At 56.3% G+C, this 19,850-nt stretch carries 14 protein-coding genes and 1 pseudogene; 9 read left to right on the top strand and 6 right to left on the bottom strand.

Annotated elements, in window-relative coordinates:
• The first annotated feature begins 18 nt into the window (after positions 1-18).
• Positions 19-711: a DUF6933 domain-containing protein gene (locus tag ACYZTZ_RS21080; protein WP_461999595.1), complete on the top strand. Its 693-nt coding sequence runs from the start codon at positions 19-21 to the stop codon at positions 709-711.
• A gap of 42 nt (positions 712-753) precedes the next feature.
• Here the strand turns inward: ACYZTZ_RS21080 and ACYZTZ_RS21075 are convergent, their stop codons facing one another.
• Complete coding sequence (locus ACYZTZ_RS21075; protein WP_461999594.1) at positions 754-1,740, bottom strand: hypothetical protein; 987 nt, start codon at positions 1,738-1,740, stop codon at positions 754-756.
• Between the two features lie 259 nt (positions 1,741-1,999).
• Here ACYZTZ_RS21075 and ACYZTZ_RS21070 point away from each other — a divergent pair, with 259 nt between their 5' ends.
• Positions 2,000-2,821, top strand: coding sequence for an HNH endonuclease (locus ACYZTZ_RS21070; protein WP_461999593.1), 822 nt, complete (start codon positions 2,000-2,002; stop codon positions 2,819-2,821).
• Between the two features lie 205 nt (positions 2,822-3,026).
• Here ACYZTZ_RS21070 and ACYZTZ_RS21065 read toward each other — a convergent pair.
• From ACYZTZ_RS21065 to ACYZTZ_RS21050, 4 genes and pseudogenes are all read right to left on the bottom strand, one after another.
• A pseudogene (locus ACYZTZ_RS21065) lies at positions 3,027-3,559 on the bottom strand (BRO-N domain-containing protein).
• 363 nt (positions 3,560-3,922) lie between these two features.
• Positions 3,923-5,173 carry a ribonucleotide-diphosphate reductase subunit beta gene (locus ACYZTZ_RS21060; RefSeq protein ID WP_008034875.1) on the bottom strand — a complete coding sequence of 417 codons (1,251 nt, stop codon included), beginning with the start codon at positions 5,171-5,173 and terminating at the stop codon, positions 3,923-3,925.
• 517 nt (positions 5,174-5,690) lie between these two features.
• The gene (locus tag ACYZTZ_RS21055; protein WP_461999592.1) at positions 5,691-5,966 is read right to left on the bottom strand and encodes a hypothetical protein; all 276 of its coding nucleotides are present in this window, start codon (positions 5,964-5,966) and stop codon (positions 5,691-5,693) included.
• 190 nt (positions 5,967-6,156) lie between these two features.
• A complete protein-coding gene (locus tag ACYZTZ_RS21050; protein WP_038979415.1) occupies positions 6,157-6,420 on the bottom strand; it encodes a DUF2790 domain-containing protein in 264 nt (87 codons plus the stop codon).
• A gap of 447 nt (positions 6,421-6,867) precedes the next feature.
• Between ACYZTZ_RS21050 and acs the strand changes: the two genes are divergently transcribed.
• The 7 genes from acs (at position 6,868) to argR (ending at position 14,943) form a co-directional block, all read left to right on the top strand.
• Entirely contained in the window at positions 6,868-8,823 is a 1,956-nt protein-coding gene (gene acs, locus ACYZTZ_RS21045; RefSeq protein WP_056741430.1) for an acetate--CoA ligase, read from the top strand.
• A 714-nt stretch (positions 8,824-9,537) separates the two neighbouring features.
• Positions 9,538-10,311 (top strand): ABC transporter substrate-binding protein, encoded by a 774-nt coding sequence (locus tag ACYZTZ_RS21040; RefSeq protein WP_461999591.1) that lies wholly within the window; start codon positions 9,538-9,540, stop codon positions 10,309-10,311.
• A gap of 91 nt (positions 10,312-10,402) precedes the next feature.
• The gene (locus tag ACYZTZ_RS21035) at positions 10,403-11,092 is read left to right on the top strand and encodes an ABC transporter permease (protein ID WP_027923922.1); all 690 of its coding nucleotides are present in this window, start codon (positions 10,403-10,405) and stop codon (positions 11,090-11,092) included.
• Complete coding sequence (locus ACYZTZ_RS21030) at positions 11,089-11,787, top strand: ABC transporter permease (protein ID WP_046045453.1); 699 nt, start codon at positions 11,089-11,091, stop codon at positions 11,785-11,787. Before ACYZTZ_RS21035 ends, ACYZTZ_RS21030 begins: the two co-directional genes overlap by 4 nt.
• Position 11,788: 1 nt before the next feature.
• Positions 11,789-12,901 (top strand): M14 family metallopeptidase, encoded by a 1,113-nt coding sequence (locus tag ACYZTZ_RS21025; RefSeq protein ID WP_461999590.1) that lies wholly within the window; start codon positions 11,789-11,791, stop codon positions 12,899-12,901.
• A gap of 27 nt (positions 12,902-12,928) precedes the next feature.
• Entirely contained in the window at positions 12,929-13,693 is a 765-nt protein-coding gene (locus ACYZTZ_RS21020) for an ABC transporter ATP-binding protein (protein ID WP_008154324.1), read from the top strand.
• 269 nt (positions 13,694-13,962) lie between these two features.
• Positions 13,963-14,943, top strand: coding sequence for a transcriptional regulator ArgR (gene argR, locus ACYZTZ_RS21015; RefSeq protein WP_046045451.1), 981 nt, complete (start codon positions 13,963-13,965; stop codon positions 14,941-14,943).
• 31 nt (positions 14,944-14,974) lie between these two features.
• Here the strand turns inward: argR and ACYZTZ_RS21010 are convergent, their stop codons facing one another.
• On the bottom strand, positions 14,975-19,840 hold the full coding sequence (locus ACYZTZ_RS21010; protein ID WP_461999589.1) for a dermonecrotic toxin domain-containing protein: 4,866 nt from the start codon (positions 19,838-19,840) through the stop codon (positions 14,975-14,977).
• Positions 19,841-19,850: the final 10 nt, after the last annotated feature.

Here is a 19,850-nt window from a genome sequence, read left to right as displayed (position 1 = left end):
CTTGATAAAGGATGATGGATGCTTATTTTCAACTGCACCGAAGCGGCCAGCAACTTCTTCAGCCGTGTTCACAAGGGCAAAACAATCACGCCCGTGGATCACCAGCCGCCTTCGCCCACTCCCGAAGAAGATGAGTCAGGTGATTCGGCGGAGCAGTGGCTGGTTCATGCGATCACTGTTCAGCGCAAACACGTGCTGTTCGTCATTCACATAAAAACCCGTTATTGCATGATTTTCGCGGATGCGAAAAAAGCCGATGTGGATGGTTTTGTCCAACGCTTTTCCGAGCGCTGGATTTGCGGCTTGATAAACCATGCGCTACAGCACGACGTCCTTCAATGGATCGACGAGGCGTTCATGCAGGAGCGTTTCGAGCAGAGCTGCCGCGAACACGTTTTCTACCGGCGAAGGCATCGTGGTGCGCAAAAACACATCGACGATATTGCCTGGATCTTCGAGGGTTATGCCTCTGAGTGGGGCACTTTACCCCCGGACGAGTTCGCGGCCGGCAGCTTCGACGCGCAGATGAATGACACCCTGCGACTCAGCAAAGGCCATAAAGACTATTACTCCCCCGATGAGGAGATGATGGTGTATTGGTTGCGCAAGTACTGTTGCCTTGATGAACCAGGTATTCAGGCTGCACGTGATCGGCGTAAAGAAGTGAAGCGGGAGATTTGGGCGTTGGAGAGCAGCCTTCGGCCGGACTGAAGCGAAACGGAATGCTTCACGAGCTCTGCGAGCCAATGATTGTTAGCTGTCCAACCCCGGCGCTTCCCGGACAATAAAGTGATCGAGGTTCTCAATATTCGCACTGAACACCCCGAACGTCTGCTCGGGGTTTTTCTTGCTCGGCACCTGCTTCAACTCCGGCGTCACGCCATAAAAGAAGCAATACAACTCTTTCCTGCTCTCACTGGCGTGCTTGATCTCTTCCAGAAACGCTTTGCGCTTGCGGTAGTTGTCGATCAGCTTTTTACTCAAGTAAACGTTGACTGAATAAGGCTTCTTCTTCGCCTCGTCCGCTTGCTTGAACCAGACCTTCTGTTCGAAATCGATACGAAAGCTCTGCGTGTAATCCTTGATCTCCTTGATCTTGCCCCAGTAAATCAGCCCCTTGTTGTCCAGCAGATACTCGATCTTCTTGAAAAACGACCCATAAGGCGCCGTGTGCTCGCCAATCTTCAGCGGCATGCGCTTGAGCAACTCCTTGTCCTCGAAGTTCGACACAAAACACTCCACCGGGTGGGCGAAGACACTGGTCTTGTCCGGTGCCGTCTCACGGTTCGGGTGTTCGACATTACTGGCCGCTGAAGAGGGTTTCGGATCGTCCCGCATCACGTCAGCCGCCACCGCCGGGTTCGACGGCTTACGTACATACTCACGCCGAGTCAGCAACAACTCCGACGGGAAATGCTCCTCGCGACTGTCATCCGTTTCCGCACCGTCCGCGTCCACACCTGACGCCGACGCCTTGAGACTGACATAAGGACAATCCGCCACATGCCGGGTGCTGGGCGTGTTCTTGAAATGCGGAGTGCGAACGTAATTCACGTTCTTGGCGTTGAACGTCGTCAACACATTCACCGCATCGAAGGCCAAACGACAGGCGTCGTTGGGGCACTGGAAGTGTTCTTTGGCGGAGTCGAAATCCATGGTCTCGTCGAAATTCAAATCGCGCACGTCATAGATCGACAGCTTGTCGTCGAGGCTGAGGCAGTAGGCGAGGTCGAATTTCATGGGGGGCTTGGGTCCTTGAGTGGGGAAGGGTATTAATAACGGGAGGCGCGAGATGGCGCACCTGTTAATTCTGATCAGTCACGCCTACGTCTTCATTTTCAAGACAATGTCATAGCCTTGTGAGGGGGGAGGCGCGACACATGTGCCAACGCTGCTCTCGAAATTCTGGTTCGAGCTCGCTGTGAGGTCTTTCCGTCAATCATGTAGGAGTTTTCTTTAAATTTGGTAGTCTTCAGCCTCTGATAAGAGGATGAGTGGGATGCCAGCTGTCATTGCCGAAAATGATGAATCGAAGTGGGCCGACGAAACTGGAGTCCGTTACCACTTCCCGAAGCAGTACCGAGCGATTCTTACCGAAGGAACGGCGGTGCTGTATTACAAAGGGAAGATGACAAACAAGGCTTTTTCGGATCAGCGTCTGAGTACCAACCCTCATTATTTTGGTGTTGCTCGAATAGGAAAGGTTCATGCGGATGAGAACAGCACGCAAGGTGATTTGTTCGCTGTTATTGAGGGCTACAGACCTTTTGACTCTGCAGTTCCGATCAAGCTAAACGGGGAATACCTAGAGCAAATTCCTGTAAAACTGAAGAGCAATTACTGGCGTAACGGGGTCCGGTTAATTGACCAGGAGGTGTTTGACGGCATCTCCTCTCATGCGGTGCTGAAGCCAGAGCAGATCGACGACTTCAGCCCAATCGATATTGCACACGAGTTTGAGACGAGAGTTATTGGGACTGAAGGGAAAAAAATTACCTATTACGGTGTGAGGTATGAGCGCTGTCCAAAGCTTAGGCGTCAGGCAATCGCAATTCATGGGCTTCGATGCAAAGCCTGTGATTTCGACTTTGAGAAAGCATATGGCTCGCATGCAAAAGGATTTATCCATGTACATCACGTGAAGCCAATTTCAGAATTTGACGAGGATCAGGTTGTCGATCCTGCGACAGACTTGATCCCACTCTGTGCAAATTGCCACGCTGTTGTTCATAGGAAGCCCGAACAGTTACTGAGCGTTGAGCAACTGAAGGGCCTTCTCAATGGTCGTTGGGTTTTCGACGATTTAGTTAACGTTAGCTAGGTGGTGTAAAAGGAGGTCTGCAGGAAAATTAGGGCGATTCACTTGTGAGACGACCGAAGCCTCTAGTTCCAGACCACTCCAAATTTGGATGTCCATACAATTTCCGAGGGTTGAAACCCTCGGACGATATTGAGTGGTTATGAAGACGGTCTACGAATAGCTCCGGATCTCGCAAGCGATCCTCTGAACCCAGCACCTAAAGCACCTAACCCATCGAATGCTTCAACGACTGAAACCTTGCACTAACCGCCGCCACCAAGGCTTAACCGTCGTCACCATTCGTTGCGGCTGATCGTGCAACAGATACGGCATGTCCCGCAGCCGAATCCAACCTTCATCCTGCCAGTTCAGCAAACTCAACGACATTTGCGGCCAATCCAACAAACTCAGCATCGGGCGATCTGAATGTCCCGAATGTTCTGCGTCGCGCAAGGCCGGCACCACCTGATGAGTCAACCACTCACGCAACAATCGATTCCCCGGAACGTAGTGATACACCAGCAGTGCATACACGCCGGATTCGCTGAGCATCAGTTGCTTGTCGGATTGCCGGAAATACTCAATCCACAGTACACGACGCTGATCTTTGTCTAGTTTATTGACCATGCGCTCGCTCAAATGGATACCCATCAAGCGACCGATATCGCGGGCGCAAAACCAAGTCTGGTTTTCGAGTAGAAGGGCATGTAGAGCGAGGTTGTGACGAGAGAAGACTGTTATAGAAAAAGGATGAGACATATCCATGACCTCTACGTTTAGATTTTGGAGGGCCTGACCCCAACGTAGAGTGGATTTAAGAAATCCCAACGAGCAAAGCCGTCACATTCGAGCAACAAATCACCCAAAGGTGGATTGTGCGTCTGTGTGATTGGCCAAGCTTCTACGTTGGGCGTTTCTTAGGCACCTGCAATGGAGCTTAGAGGTGCTTCGAGCGGGCATCAATGCGGATACGGCTGTAAGTGATGTAGGAGATTTAGCGTATTAGCGTAAGGATGCAAAAGGTTTTTCTGGCTCAATAAAAAAGCCCCGATCAGATCGGGGCTTTTGCTTTTCGATTTTTCGATTCAGAGTGCGATCGTCAAATCACGGTTAGCTAGGAAATCAATCCCAGCTAAGCGCACCGCCGGTTTGGTATTCAATCACCCGAGTCTCAAAGAAATTCTTCTCTTTCTTCAAGTCCATAATCTCGCTCATCCAAGGGAACGGGTTAGTCGTCCCTGGATACTCTTCCTTCAAACCAATCTGGCTCAAACGACGGTTAGCGATGAACTTCAGGTAGTCCTCCATCATCGCCGCGTTCATGCCCAACACGCCGCGAGGCATGGTGTCACGCGCGTATTCGATTTCCAGCTGAGTGCCCTGCAGAATCATCTGCGAAGCTTCTTCCTTCATTTCAGCGTCCCACAAGTGCGGGTTTTCGATTTTGATCTGGTTGATCACGTCGATGCCGAAGTTCAGGTGCATGGATTCGTCGCGCAGGATGTATTGGAACTGCTCGGCGACGCCGGTCATTTTGTTGCGACGGCCCATGGAAAGGATCTGGGTGAAGCCGCAGTAGAAGAAGATGCCTTCCAGAACGCAGTAGTAGGCGATCAGGTTGCGCAGCAGTTCTTTGTCTGTTTCGACGGTGCCGGTTTCGAACTTCGGATCGGAGATCGAACGGGTGTATTTGAGGCCCCAGGTGGCTTTTTTCGCGACCGATGGGATCTCGTGGTACATGTTGAAGATCTCGCCTTCATCCATGGCCAACGATTCGATGCAGTACTGGTAGGCGTGGGTGTGGATCGCCTCTTCGAATGCCTGGCGCAGGATGTACTGGCGGCATTCCGGGTTGGTGATCAGGCGATACACGGCCAGCACCAGGTTGTTGGCAACCAGGGAGTCGGCGGTGGAGAAGAAGCCGAGATTGCGCATGACGATGCGGCGCTCGTCGTCGGTCAGGCCTTCCGGGTCTTTCCAGAGGGCGATGTCGGCGGTCATGTTGACTTCTTGCGGCATCCAGTGGTTTGCGCAACCGTCCAGGTACTTCTGCCAGGCCCAGTCGTACTTGAAAGGAACGAGCTGGTTGAGGTCGGCGCGGCAGTTGATCATGCGCTTTTCGTCGACAGCCACACGGGCGGAGGCGCCTTCGAGTTCGGCGAGGCCTTCGGCGATGTCGAGGTTGTCCAGGGCAGCTTTTGCACGGGCGATTGCGGCGGAGTCGGACGCGGTTACAGCGCGGGCTTCTTGAGCCGCGACGCCACCAGCGGTGTCGAGGCGGTCCATGTTGGCTTCAGTTGCGTGTCCGGCGTTGGCGCCTTTTACAACGGTTTCGCCGCTGTCTTCTTTGTCGAATTCGTCCCAGCTCAGCATGACGTGTCGTCTCCTGCGTGAGGGCCAGATGCTCGTGTGAAAACTGATTGGTTGGTTTTTCACACGACCGTACTGGCCGCGTTGGATAGCGTTTTTTGCAGCGGTACACGCAGGCAAATAAACATAATTTTGTACGGGGTTCCGAGAGCCTCTGAGGGGCGCAGAAATCGGTGAAGACTTCGGCGTGGGCTTCAGACTGGCTGTTATCCCTGTAAGGGAATATTGCAGGCCCGTTAAGGCGGCATTATAGGGAAATTTTTGCGGCCGTGGTGGGGCGAATCCGCGCATGGAGCGGTCGAGAAGGAGGGTTTTTCGGTCGGAGCGAGGGTTTATAGGGCTTTGGCTGGATGTCGCGGGTGCAGATTTTTTTTCATAAATTTTAGCGGGCATTTTTTTTGTTCAAAAAACAGCCAAAAAACTGCGTTTTTCACTACATGTTGTGTTTTGAGTCACTTTTCGATGCCCCCAGACACAACTAAGCCCGGCCGAAGCCGGGCTGTAAAGTCACCCTTGATGATCAGCTGAGGCGAGCGGCACCCACGTGATCTGCGCCATCGGCAGCGACTTTGGCAGCGCCAGTGCGATCAAAACCGTCAGAAGCGAGTTTGGCGGCGCCCGTGTGATCGGAGCCATCGGAGGTGAAAGACGCCGAACCGGTATGGTCGTAACCGTCAGAAGCGACAGCCGCTTCAGTGGTGTAAGCAGCCGAGCCAGTGCGGTCGTAGCCGTCAGCGGCGAAGGTGTTAGCAGCCAGGACAGAGAGGGTCAGGGCGAGGATCAGTTTGGTTTTCATGGTAGTGGCTCCAGGTTCGTTGGCGTTTTGTGCCTTGGGTGTGGAATTCATACTAAGGCCAGTTAATTTGATTAAAAAGCGCAAATAAACGCTTTAAATAATCGAATTAGTAGATATTTAAGGTTCGGCGCTTCATCTGCCTTAGATAGCGGGCGGGTGGGTCGAACCTTGGGAAGGTGAGAGCGGGTGATTAGCCGTTAGAACAGCCGTTACCCATGACGCTGTAACGAAGAATGTGGCGTTGGCCTTTAGAGTCGTCGTATTCCATTTTCGCCGGAACAACTTCGCAGACATTCGGGATTTCGCTCATGGAGATAACTTTGGCGATGTCCAGGTGAGTGGAGTAAGTGTATTCCTCAATGGCGGGTTGCTGCTGTGCGACATCAGTCGGGACCTCGTCTGCCATGGCGGTTGCGCACAGGCTGCTGAGGGCCAGAACTAATAAAGCTTTCATTTCAGATTTACCTTTTAGAGGTCGAATGGGGTCACGCAACCTTTTTGGGGTTGCGTGTAGAACTTAAGTACTGGGTTTTGGATTAACTGCCTTCGTGGGGGCTGCAACTTGGTTAATCACGTTGCCTGGTTGGCGAGGCTGATTTTAGGCGTGGGGTTTACATTCATATAGGCGTGCTTTTGATAAACACTATTGGCGAATTTCGTAACAATCCCTGTAGGAGCTGCCGAAGGCTGCGATCTTTTGATCTTGGCGGCCGTTGAAGATCAAAAGATCGCAGCCTTCGGCAGCTCCTACAGGGACCCTAAATAGCCGGGCTTGAGCGCGCCGGCGAGGTATAGCCACATTTTGTAGGGGCTTGTTACTACCATCGTCGAATGGTTCTATAGGCCCGGCCCGGCTACAACTGGGTCATACAAAAACAACTATTCCACCGAGGTAACAAAGATGAGTGCGGCTTCTCTGTATCCCGTTCGTCCCGAGGTTTTGGCCAACACGCTGACTGACGAGGCGACCTACAAGGCCATGTACCAGCAGTCCGTCGTTAACCCGGACGGCTTCTGGCGCGAGCAAGCCAAGCGCCTCGACTGGATCAAGCCTTTCACCACGGTGAAACAGACTTCTTTCGACGATCACCATGTCGATATCAAATGGTTCGCCGACGGCACCCTGAACGTTTCCTACAACTGCCTCGACCGTCATCTGGCCGAGCGCGGCGATCAAGTCGCGATCATTTGGGAAGGGGATGACCCTGCCGAAAGCCGCAACATCACCTACCGCGAGCTGCACGAACAAGTCTGCAAGTTCGCCAACGCCTTGCGCGGCCAGGATGTGCACCGCGGCGACGTGGTGACTATCTATATGCCGATGATCCCCGAAGCCGTGGTCGCCATGCTGGCGTGTACCCGGATCGGCGCGATTCACTCGGTGGTGTTCGGTGGTTTCTCGCCGGAAGCCCTGGCGGGTCGGATCATCGACTGCAAATCCAAAGTGGTGATCACTGCCGACGAAGGTGTTCGTGCCGGCAAGAAGATCCCGCTCAAGACCAACGTCGACGACGCGCTGACCAACCCGGAAACCAGCAGCATCCAGAAAGTCATCGTGTGCAAGCGCACCGGTGGCAACATCAAGTGGAACCAGCATCGCGACATCTGGTACGAAGACCTGATGAAAGTGGCGGGCAGTGTCTGCGCGCCGAAAGAGATGGGCGCTGAAGAAGCACTGTTCATCCTTTATACCTCCGGTTCGACCGGTAAGCCGAAGGGTGTGCAGCACACCACCGCCGGTTATCTGTTGTACGCGGCGATGACTCACGAGCGCGTGTTCGACTACCGTCCGGGCGAAGTCTACTGGTGCACCGCCGACGTCGGTTGGGTCACCGGCCACAGTTACATCGTCTACGGCCCGCTGGCCAATGGCGCGACCACGCTGCTGTTCGAAGGTGTGCCGAACTATCCGGACATCACCCGGGTGGCGAAAATCGTCGACAAGCACAAGGTCAACATCCTCTACACCGCCCCCACCGCGATCCGCGCGATGATGGCGTCGGGCAAGGCCGCTGTTGAAGGCGCTGATGGCAGCAGCTTGCGTCTGTTGGGTTCGGTCGGTGAGCCGATCAACCCGGAAGCGTGGGATTGGTACTACAAGAACGTCGGCCAATCCCGTTGCCCGATCGTCGACACCTGGTGGCAGACCGAAACCGGCGGCAACATGATGAGCCCGCTGCCGGGTGCGCACGCGCTCAAGCCGGGTTCTGCTGCACGTCCGTTCTTCGGCGTGGTGCCAGCGTTGGTGGACAACCTGGGCAACATCATCGAAGGCGTTGCCGAGGGCAACCTGGTGATTCTCGATTCGTGGCCGGGCCAGGCGCGCACGCTGTATGGCGACCATGACCGCTTCGTCGATACCTACTTCAAGACGTTCCGCGGCATGTACTTCACCGGTGACGGCGCTCGTCGTGACGAAGACGGTTACTACTGGATTACCGGTCGCGTGGATGACGTGCTCAACGTGTCCGGCCACCGCATGGGCACCGCGGAGATTGAAAGCGCGATGGTCGCCCACCCGAAAGTCGCCGAAGCAGCGGTGGTCGGTGTGCCGCACGACATCAAAGGGCAGGGCATTTATGTATATGTCACGTTGATCGGTGGCGAAGAGCCGAGCGAGCAACTGCGTCTGGAGCTGAAAAACTGGGTCCGTAAAGAGATCGGTCCGATTGCTTCGCCGGATGTCATCCAGTGGGCGCCGGGCCTGCCGAAAACCCGTTCGGGCAAAATCATGCGCCGTATCCTGCGCAAGATTGCTACGGCCGAATACGATGGGTTGGGGGATATCTCCACCCTGGCCGATCCGGGTGTGGTGCAGCACTTGATTGATGAACACAAGATCATGAACGTCGCATAACAGCGGTTCCTGAGTCATGGAAGCCCCGCCCGGCATTGCGCTTGGCGGGGCTTTTTATTGCCGGATGTTTTTGTGTCGGCAGTCCGGGCCTCTTCGCGAGCAAGCCCGCTCCCACATTGAATCTGAGTCGGTCACAAATTCAGTGTTCACTGAAGATCAATGTGGGAGCGGCGGTGCGACGATTCGACTTGCTCGCGAAGGCGTCCTGTCAGACACCACATCCACAACTGCCAATAATTATCGGCTTCAGTTGTAGGCGCTTTCCCACTGTTACCCGCCTTCGCTCAAGTAACTGAATGTGTAACCGCTCGCTCCCATACGGGGCATTGGGAAACGCGAAGCCCCGTCATCGGGTCTCCTCAGGCCCTGCAACAAATAAGACACAACGCTACGCTTGCCGGATTAGAAGGGTTTGCCAATAATAGGCCCGCAATTTGCAACATAGATCGGTTCACTGTCTTTTGCTCTTGCATGAATTTGCAAGGCTGTCAACGCGCCCAAGCGGCTTTCTCGGTGCTTCTGTAATTAGTTGTCGCATTGAAGAAATATCGGCTTCGGGCCTGTCGTTAGAATGCCGATCACTCGCTCGTTGTTGCTCGCGTTGAAAAAAGCGCGCGATTCCTACAGCGCAGCACCGCTTTGCGGTTCCACTCATTCGCATATTGGGCTGTCGCTCACTCTGCCGTTTTAGCCCTTTACCGATGGAGTCCCAAGATGAAGAAACTCGTGCTGCTTGGCGCCCTGGCACTGTCCGTGCTGTCCCTGCCGACTTTCGCCGATGAAAAGCCTCTGAAAATTGGTATCGAAGCGGCTTACCCTCCGTTCGCTTCCAAAGCGCCGGACGGCAGCATCGTTGGTTTCGACTACGACATCGGCAACGCTCTGTGCGAAGAGATGAAGGTCAAGTGCGTTTGGGTCGAGCAAGAGTTCGACGGTCTGATCCCGGCACTCAAAGTGCGCAAGATCGACGCGATCCTGTCGTCCATGTCGATCACTGAAGACCGCAAGAAGTCCGTGGACTTCACTAATAAGTACTACAACACTCCGGCTCGCCTGGTCATGAAGGCTGGCACTCCAGTCAGCGACAGCCTGGCTGAACTCAAGGGCAAGAACATCGGCGTGCAACGTGGCTCGATCCACGAGCGTTTCGCCCGTGAAGTGCTGGCCCCGCTGGGTGCCGAGATCAAGCCTTACGGTTCGCAAAACGAAATTTACCTCGACGTGGCTGCTGGCCGCCTCGACGGCACTGTGGCAGACGCTACGCTGCTGGATGACGGTTTCCTGAAAACCGACGCCGGCAAAGGGTTCGCCTTCGTTGGCCCGGCCTTCACCGACGTCAAATACTTCGGCGACGGCGTAGGTATCGCGGTTCGCAAGGGTGACGCGCTGAAAGACAATATCAACACCGCGATCACCGCCATTCGCGAGAACGGCAAGTACAAGCAAATCCAGGACAAGTACTTCGCCTTCGATATCTACGGCAAGTAACACGTCCCGGCGACAAGTCCGAAATGGCGCAAGCAACAGGATCTCTGAGGTTTGCGCCATTTTTTCATCCCCCTTTTCGAGGACCTGAATCATGTTGAAAGGCTACGGGGCTGTCATCCTCGATGGCGCATGGCTGACGCTTCAGCTCGCCTTGTCGTCCATGGTCTTGGCCATTGTTCTGGGTCTGATCGGCGTTGCGCTGCGTCTGTCCCCGATTCGCTGGCTGGCCTGGCTGGGCGACCTGTATTCCACGGTGATCCGCGGTATTCCCGACCTGGTGCTGATCCTGCTGATTTTCTACGGTGGTCAGGACCTGCTCAACCGCGTCGCACCACTGCTGGGCTTTAACGACTATATCGACCTGAACCCGTTGGCCGCCGGTATCGGCACCCTGGGCTTCATCTTCGGTGCGTACCTGTCCGAAACCTTCCGTGGTGCCTTCATGGCGATCCCGAAAGGTCAGGCGGAAGCCGGCATGGCGTACGGCATGAGCAGTTTTCAGGTGTTCTTCCGGGTGTTGGTGCCGCAGATGATTCGCTTGGCGATTCCGGGTTTCACCAACAACTGGCTGGTCCTGACCAAGGCCACCGCGCTGATTTCGGTGGTAGGTCTGCAAGACATGATGTTCAAGGCCAAGCAGGCGGCAGATGCCACCCGCGAGCCTTTCACCTTCTTCCTCGCAGTGGCGGCGATGTACCTGGTGATCACCAGCGTCTCGTTGTTGGCATTGCGTCACCTTGAGAAGCGCTACTCGGTAGGCGTAAGGGCGGCTGATCTATGATCTTCGACTACAACGTCATTTGGGAGGCCCTGCCGCTGTACTTCGGCGGCCTGGTGACCACCCTCAAATTGCTCGCGCTGTCGCTGTTTTTCGGCCTGCTGTGCGCCTTGCCGCTGGGCTTGATGCGCGTCTCGAAAAACGCCGCCGTCAACATGAGCGCCTGGCTCTACACCTACGTGATCCGCGGCACACCGATGCTGGTGCAGCTGTTCTTGATCTACTACGGTCTGGCGCAGTTCGAAGCGGTACGTGAAAGCTTCCTCTGGCCGTGGCTGTCCAGCGCGACGTTCTGTGCGTGCCTGGCCTTTGCGATCAACACCAGCGCCTACACCGCTGAAATCATCGCTGGCAGCCTGCGGGCCACGCCGAATGGTGAGATCGAAGCGGCCAAGGCGATGGGTATGTCGCGCTACAAGTTGTACAAGCGAATTCTGCTGCCGTCGGCCCTGCGCCGGGCGCTGCCGCAGTACAGCAACGAAGTGATCATGATGCTGCAGACCACCAGTCTGGCGTCCATCGTGACCCTGATCGACATCACCGGTGCCGCGCGCACGGTCAACGCTCAGTTCTACCTGCCGTTCGAAGCCTACATCACCGCCGGCGTGTTCTACCTGTGCCTGACGTTCATTCTGGTGCGGATGTTCAAACTGGCCGAGCGCCGCTGGCTGGGCTATCTGGCCCCGCGGAAGCACTGACATGGAACGCATCGATCATTCATTGCCGTGGAGCCACTTGGGCAGCGAGCGCCAGATTTCGGTGTTCCGCTTCGGAAGTGGCGAGCGCAAGGCCTACATTCAGGCCAGCCTGCACGCTGATGAACTGCCGGGCATGCGCACGGCCTGGGAGCTGAAAAAGCGCCTGACCGAACTCGAAGCCAAAGGCTTGCTCAACGGTGTGATCGAACTGGTACCGGTGGCCAATCCACTGGGCCTCGGCCAACTGCTTCAGGGCAATCACCAAGGGCGTTTCGAGGCGGGCAGCGGCAAGAACTTCAACCGGGATTTCGTCGAGCTGAGCGCGCCGGTGGCCGCCGAGCTGGAAGGGCACCTGGGTGATGATCCGCACGCCAATATTCAGCTGATCCGTCAGACCATGAGCGATGTGCTCGCTGCATTGCCGCCAGCTACAAGTCAGTTGCAAGGCATGCAGCGCATTTTGCTCAGCCATGCCTGCACCGCTGACGTGGTGCTGGATCTGCATTGCGATGCCGAAGCGGCGCTGCACATGTACACCTTGCCGCAACACTGGCCGCAATGGCGTTCGTTGGCCGCGCACCTGGACGTGAAGGTGGGGCTGCTGGCGGAAGATTCTGGCGGCAGTTCCTTCGACGAAGCCTGTTCGCTGCCGTGGTTGCGTCTGTCGCGTCTGTTTCCTGATGCGCAGATTCCCCTTGCCTGCCTGGCGACTACCATTGAATTAGGTGGTCAGGCCGATACCGGTCGCGCTGAAGCCTGCGCTTACGCCGAAGGCATTCTGGCGTTCCTCGCCGAGCAAGGCCTGATCAGCGGCGAATGGCCAAAACCTGCGCAGGACGCGTGCGAAGGCATGCCGTTCGAAGGCACCGAATTACTGTTTGCGCCACACCCTGGCGTGATCAGTTTCTTGCGTAAACCCGGTGAATGGATTGAAGCCGGCGATGAGATTTTCGAAGTGATCGATCCGTTATCGGATCGGGTCAGCACGGTGTGTGCTGGTACGTCCGGGGTGCTGTTTGCCATTGAACGGCTGCGTTATGCCCAACCCGGTTTCTGGCTGGCCAAGGTGGCGGGGCGCGAAGCGCTGCGTCACGGGCGCTTGCTCAACGACTGACTGACTGTTTTTGTGAGAACCGACCGCATGTACAAACTTGAAGTCCAAGACCTGCATAAACGCTATGGCAGTCACGAAGTGCTCAAGGGCGTGTCCCTGAAAGCGGCGGCTGGCGATGTGATCAGCATCATCGGCTCCAGTGGCTCCGGCAAAAGTACTTTCCTGCGCTGCATCAACCTGCTGGAGCAGCCGCACGCGGGCAAGATTCTGCTCAACAACGAAGAGCTGAAACTGGTTGCCAACAAGGACGGCGCGCTCAAAGCGGCCGACCCGAAGCAGCTGCAACGCATGCGTTCGCGCCTGTCGATGGTGTTCCAGCATTTCAACCTGTGGTCGCACATGACCGCGCTGGAAAACATCATGGAAGCGCCGGTCCACGTGCTCGGCATGTCCAAGGCCGAAGCCCGCGAGAAGGCCGAGCACTACCTGAACAAGGTCGGTGTGGCCCATCGTAAAGATGCTTACCCGGGCCACATGTCTGGCGGCGAGCAGCAGCGTGTGGCGATTGCCCGTGCGCTGGCGATGGAACCTGAGGTGATGCTGTTCGACGAACCGACGTCGGCGCTTGACCCGGAACTGGTTGGCGACGTGCTGAAGGTCATGCAGGCCCTGGCGCTGGAAGGCCGGACCATGGTGGTGGTGACACACGAAATGGGCTTCGCCCGTGAAGTGTCGAACCAGCTGGTGTTCCTGCACAAAGGTGTCGTTGAAGAAAGCGGCAACCCGCGTGAGGTGCTGGTCAATCCACAGTCCGAACGTCTGCAACAATTCCTCTCGGGCAGCCTGAAGTAAACCGAACTCCCGTTGCGCACCGGGATAGTGCATGCTTCGCAATCTAGAGGCTGGCCCCGATCCCCTGTAGGAGCTGCCGAAGGCTGCGATCTTTTGATCTTGATTGTTCAAATCAAAAGATCGCAGCCTCGTTTTACTCGACAGCTCCTACAGGGAGGGCGACAAGCCCGCTCCCACATTTGATCGTTGTTGGTTTCGAGATTTGCGTTCATTTACGGGCTAGCATTGGCCCATGCCTTCATCACTGTTTTAGTTTCGGATTGCCCGCCATGACTGCCCATCGAATTGGTTTCCTGATTTGGCCCAGCACTAAAGCACTGACGCTTGCGCTGGCTGAGGAGGCCTTGCGTGTTGCCCAGCGTGTGCATCCGGACGTTGTCTACGAACTGTCGTTTTTGCAGGCCGAACCGCCGACCGAAGGCGCCTGGCAATTGCCGGGTGAGCCGTGGGCCGGCAAGCTCGAAAACTTCCAAAAACTCTTCCTGCTCGCCGATGAGCCACCCACCACACTCGCGCCGGCGCTCAGCAGTGCGCTGAAACAACTGGTGCGTGCTGGCTGCGTGATCGGTGGTTTGTCTGCCGGTGTTTACCCGTTGGCGCAACTGGGTTTGCTCGACGGTTATCGCGCTGCCGTGCATTGGCGCTGGCAGGACGATTTCACCGAGCGCTTCCCGAAAGTCATTGCTACCAGCCATCTGTTCGACTGGGATCGCGATCGCCTGACCGCGTGCGGCGGCCTGTCGGTACTCGACTTGCTGCTGGCCGTGCTGGCCCGCGACCACGGCGCCGAACTGGCTGGTGCGGTATCCGAAGAACTGGTGGTGGAGCGCATCCGCGAAGGCGGCGAGCGTCAACGCATTCCGCTGCAGAACCGTCTCGGTTCCAGCCATCCAAAGCTCACGCAAGCCGTGCTGCTGATGGAAGCCAACATCGAAGAGCCGCTGACCACTGACGAAATCGCCCAGCATGTGTGCGTGTCCCGTCGGCAGCTGGAGCGGATCTTCAAGCAATACCTCAACCGTGTGCCGAGCCAGTATTACCTGGAACTGCGCCTGAACAAGGCCCGGCAGATGTTGATGCAAACCAGCAAGTCGATCATCCAGATCGGCCTGTCGTGTGGCTTCTCCTCAGGGCCGCATTTCTCCAGCGCCTACCGCAACTTCTTCGGCGCCACGCCGCGGGAAGATCGCAACCAGCGGCGCAGCAGCAGCCCGTTCGAATTGTCGTCGGTGCCCTCGGAGCGTGGGTGACAGAGCAACCACGTCACCTGCTGAGGCTGATTTACTCCTCCATGTCGGAGCCTTCAGAAGTCGAGATATCCATCTCACCTCGATTGATCACCTCTTCCACGCCAAAGTCCATGCCCGTCCGTTCGAAGTAATCGATCAGCCGTAGCAGGCTCTCCCCGGAAAACCGATTACCTCGAAAACTGATGTTTTCAGCGATTTCCACCGGCAGTTCCAGTACGTCGCTGGGGACTTCGGTGATGGCGTTGCCACTGAGATCGGCCCAGTCCAGCTCTGTCATTTGCAGCAGGCCGTGCGGTATTTCGGTGATACCGGTGTCATTCAGCAGTACGGTCACGAGCTCCATCATCTGACTCAGGTCAGGCGTTTGCCCCAGGGGGTTGTGGGCCAGATCGAGATAATCGAGCTGTTCCATTCCCGCCAGCGCACTTGCCGATTCCGCTGACAGCCTGACGCGGCATTCAGGGAGCGACAGCGCCCGCAGTTGACCCATCTTGAACACTGCATCGGGAATGTTGCCCAGATTACAGTCGCGCAGTCTGAGTCTTTTGAGTTTGGGGAACGACTCCAGAAAATGCCCGGCGCGGGTCACTCCGTCGGCGCTGCGTAACTCCAGCGATGTCACATGACTGAAGTCGGCGTTCAGGGTAGGCAGGTCGCCGTTGATGTAGGATTCGAAAACGAGATCATAGGTGGGCTCCAGCGCCTCATTGAAATCATCCTGTTCGCTTTCATGCCGCCAGCACTGCTCCAGTGTCTGTTTGAACAGGTCGCGGTTCATGTGCTCGACAAGCTGTTGTTGGGCGGTGAACGGTTCGCCCGTCAACGGGTGTTGGGCCGGAAGGTCGGCGGTCCATGCCGCCAAGTCGTTGCTCAGTTGTGCCAACTCCGCTTCAAGGTTTGTCAGCTCGATCCGGCCGTCTGCCAGTGTGCCTGCCAGTTCATAGACAAACTCGCTCGCCTGTTCAACCTCCAGGTTCGGGTACAGCACCCTGACTCGGTTGATGTCCGCCTCTGGGGCATAGATACCCAAATCGTATGAGCTGTCGAAGTAGTGATGCTTGATCAGTTGTCGGGCGTTATCCGAAAGCGGATTGTGCGTCAGGTGTATAGCTTGTTTGGTGTACACCGGGCTTTCGAATAATTGCGAAGGCAGCTCACTGATCCTGTTGTGTAGCAGCTTGGCGGTATCAAGTTTGGGGTGGCGAACTACGCTGTCGGGAATGTCGGTCAGGCCGGTACGGCTCAGGTCCAGGTGAACAAGCTCAGGCATGGATTCGACACTGGGCACCATAGTGAACGGGTTCTGGTACAGATCCAGCATGACCAGCTTGTTCAATGAAGACATTTTCGCCCAGTTGGCTGCATCGAACCTGATTCCGCAATCGCTTAACACCAGCGCATCAAGGTCCGTCATTCGAGGAATGGCCTCGGGGAGGGCGGACAGGGAAAAGCGTTTTAAATCGAGGCGGCGCAAGCTGGTGAAGCGCTGAAGAAACTCGGGAGCACCCTGCACAGCATGACTGCCTTCAAGGGACAGCAATGACACATGGGGGAAATCGGCCGTCAGCGTGGGTAGATCGCCAAGAATCGGCTCGGAAAATCTGAGTGCATAGCGTGGCGTGTCATCCGGGCCATTGAAGTCCCGCTCTGATTGTCGGCGCCAGCTGCGCTGGATTTCATGGGCCAGCAGCCTGCGATTGTGTCGAGCGGCCTGTCGTTCCAATTCGCTCAGAGGGACCCGGGTTCGCGGGTGAACAGTGGGCGAGTCGTTTATCCAGGTGTTGAGGTCCTGATTCAGTCGCGAGAGTTCGCTGGACAGGCGTGAGAGCTCCATGCGAGCGCCGTCGGGATGCGTTTGTAACTGGAGAACAACAGACTGGAGTTCCTCCTCGGAAAGACTGGGGTAAACCTCGCGAACACGGTCGTTGAGGGACGGCGTCGGAAAGTACCTGCGTCGGTATCCATCCGAGCCACCAGGCAAGCGCATGGTCGTCGGGTCGTAGAACGGTTTTCGATTGGGATTTTTTGCGAACAGCTTACGTAGTGCCGGCTGGTCCAGGGCATGTTCGGTGATGCGTAGTTTGAGTGTCTGAGCATCAGTGATCGATGGGCTCAATGCACTACGCTGCGCTTGCGGCAACGCTTGAAAGAGTCCCTGATAAAAATCACCGGGCACCGATTCATTGTCTTGATAAACCTGATAGGTGCCGTCTTCGGCGCGCACCAGTGTTTTCAGGATTGGCGCATCGGCCTGGCCAATGCTGTCGCGCACAAGTCCGTCATGGGTGTAATCCCTCACTTCAATACGCAGTTCGGCGGGAAAGCCGGGCAGCGAACTCAGGCTATGCAAGGCCAGTCGGTGGGTGTTGGTGTTGTCCAGAATGTCGGAATAAAGGCCTTCGCTGGCTCGGGTTGCGCGTACGGCCTCCATGGCTTTTAGTGCTGCTTCCTTGAGCCGTTGAGGCGCGCGACCGTTGTGCAGCTGGCGTAACTCCGTCCCGGTTGCATTGCTCACCAGCTCTTGCGCGACATCGGTTGGCAATTCATGCACGTCGTCGAGCAGTCGCTGGACCTGCACGTTGTCGGTTTTCTCCTGCGCGCGATAGCGTGTCTCGAACAGCGATTTGTCGCGCTTTCGGGCGAGTTCGGCCGTTAGTTTTCTGAAGGCTCGCGTTTGGGTTTCCGGTGCCGGCATTGGCGTGTCGACAGGCCAATCGTCGTAGCTGGTCAGTAATTGATGTTGCAGGATCAGATCGGCCTTGCGATAGCGCTCGGGCTGGTCGCTGCCGATCTGTTCGATAAAAGTTTCAATGTCTCGGTTGATCCTGAAACGCTTGATCGTGTCTGTCAGCAGCGAAGGCGGACGAAAATGTTCGACATGCATTTCGCGCACTACGTCGTCGTGGTAACCGCTGACCCGCAGGATCTGTTCGCGCTCGGCGTTGGTGAGCGACTCGACGCTATGGCCGAGGCGACGCATGACTTTTTCCCGGTCCCAGTTCAGCGGTTGCTCCAGTTCTGTGTGCCAGGCGCCGTGGTTGTTATGCAGCAGAGGCGGCTGATAAGCGTCAGTTCGGTTCGGATGCTTAATCTGAAACGTGCCTGGCACGCGGTCGGGCTTCACGGCGTACAGTTTTTCCTCCAGTGGCAGCAGCGTCTTGCCCTCGTATTGATAGAGGCCGAGATGATCGGGTTTTGCTCCTTCGGGCAAAATGAGTGCTTGTTCGTAAGGCTTGAGATCCGGCTTCCAGTAGCGGGTTTTTCCTTTGGTCGTTGTGACGGGTTTGAGTGGGTCGACAAGCGCAATAGCTTCACGAGAGAGCAGATGGCTGAGGGTTCGGGCAGCGATGGCGCCGCCCACCGCAAATGTCCCCACCTGAACCACCGTTTCGACGAACGTCATCAGATGCCCGAACGCTTCTGTTTTCAGCCCTTCAGCCAGGTCCACTATGCCTTCGAAAGTTTCGTCGAGTAACTGGTAGGCCATGTAGCCGAGCATCAGTTCGCCGAGAAACGGGACGAAAGGCAGCGCAACGAACGCCGCGATTTCAAGGATTGTCGACGCCACTTTGCTGAAGGCATTCCACAATGCCCATCGCGCGTTGCTGTCGGCAGTGGCGGTGGAGACGGCGAGCGTGCTTGCATCGTTGAGGATCTTGTTCAGCTGTCGCTGATAGAGATGGTTCCACAGGTCCGCTCTGAACGGGGTCGCCGAAAACCGCAAATCAGGCTTGTCGATGGGCGTTTCGCGCCAGCTCGGCAGTGGGTCGCCCTGTCGGTGTTGATGCCAGATCACGCTCTGGAGGCGACGGTTGAGGTCCGCGAAAAAGTGTCCTCTTTCCTTGTGGTCGACGAAGCGACTGAAGAACGTTTGATAAGCGGGCGAGCGCAGTTTGCGGGTCAGCTCGGCCATGAACGCCAATGTGTTCGGGTATTCCTTGAGAGGATGCTCTGGATCATCGGGAATGTAGGCAATGATCCGTGTTGCCGTGCGTACGCGCTCCAGGCTCGCCGCGAAAATGACAATGCCGGTCAGCGAGGAGGACATCATTGTCAGGTCGTGACCCTGCAGCGGCTGCCCATCCAGTCGAGCACCCGAACGCCCTTCCAGAATGCGCAGGATCGAGAGATGGGCATCCGCTGAAATATCTTTTCGGATTTGCGCCATCTGCAGCGCAGATTTGAGTGCTGTTTTGTGCGAGCCGATCACCTTCGATTTCAACACCGCACCGGCCACCGGGTTGGACAGCCCCAGATTGTCTTTGAGGTAAGCGTTGTACCGGGCACCGATATCCAGTTCCCGGCATAACCGGGCAAAGGCCGGGATAGTGAGCTTTTGCTTGACCGCCGGCAGCGTATCGAACTGCCCAGTGGGCGAAGGTTTGGTGATGAACGTCGAGGCTGACTCGTAAGCCCCTGCCGCTGTTTCCGATTCCTGAAAGTTATGCAGGGCGGCGTCGAGCATCGACACGGTCCAGGTGCGCGCGGCGCCAGTATTGATTCCGAAAAGCGGCACGGTTTGAGGGATGTACAGGCGCAGGAAGGTGGTTTTGACGTCCAGATCCAGGTTGAACCGGGTTTTCAGAGCGTCGCTCAGCAGCGGTTCGGCAAAGGCTTGCGCGCTTCGCAGCTTCGACAGCATTGAGTCCAGACGATTTCGATGGGTCCAGTGTTCCTGACTGATCTTTTTCAGCGACTGGTGCTGCAGCGGTGTTGCGGTGCCATGCCAGTGCGGCGTCATAAACGTGGCGTTCTTGAGAGCTCGGTGTGTACTGGACGATGCTTCTAATACCCAGACTGGCAGATTGTTGAACAGGTGATGGTAGTGATCGTCCGGTTGCGTAGCGGATTCACTGCCTCCAGTAGTGGAAAGGCGATCGTTCTCGTATCGGCTCATGCGCTATTCC

The sequence above is a fragment of the Pseudomonas sp. LB3P58 genome (assembly GCF_054897895.1).
This window is presented reverse-complemented; position numbering and strand designations above follow the sequence as displayed.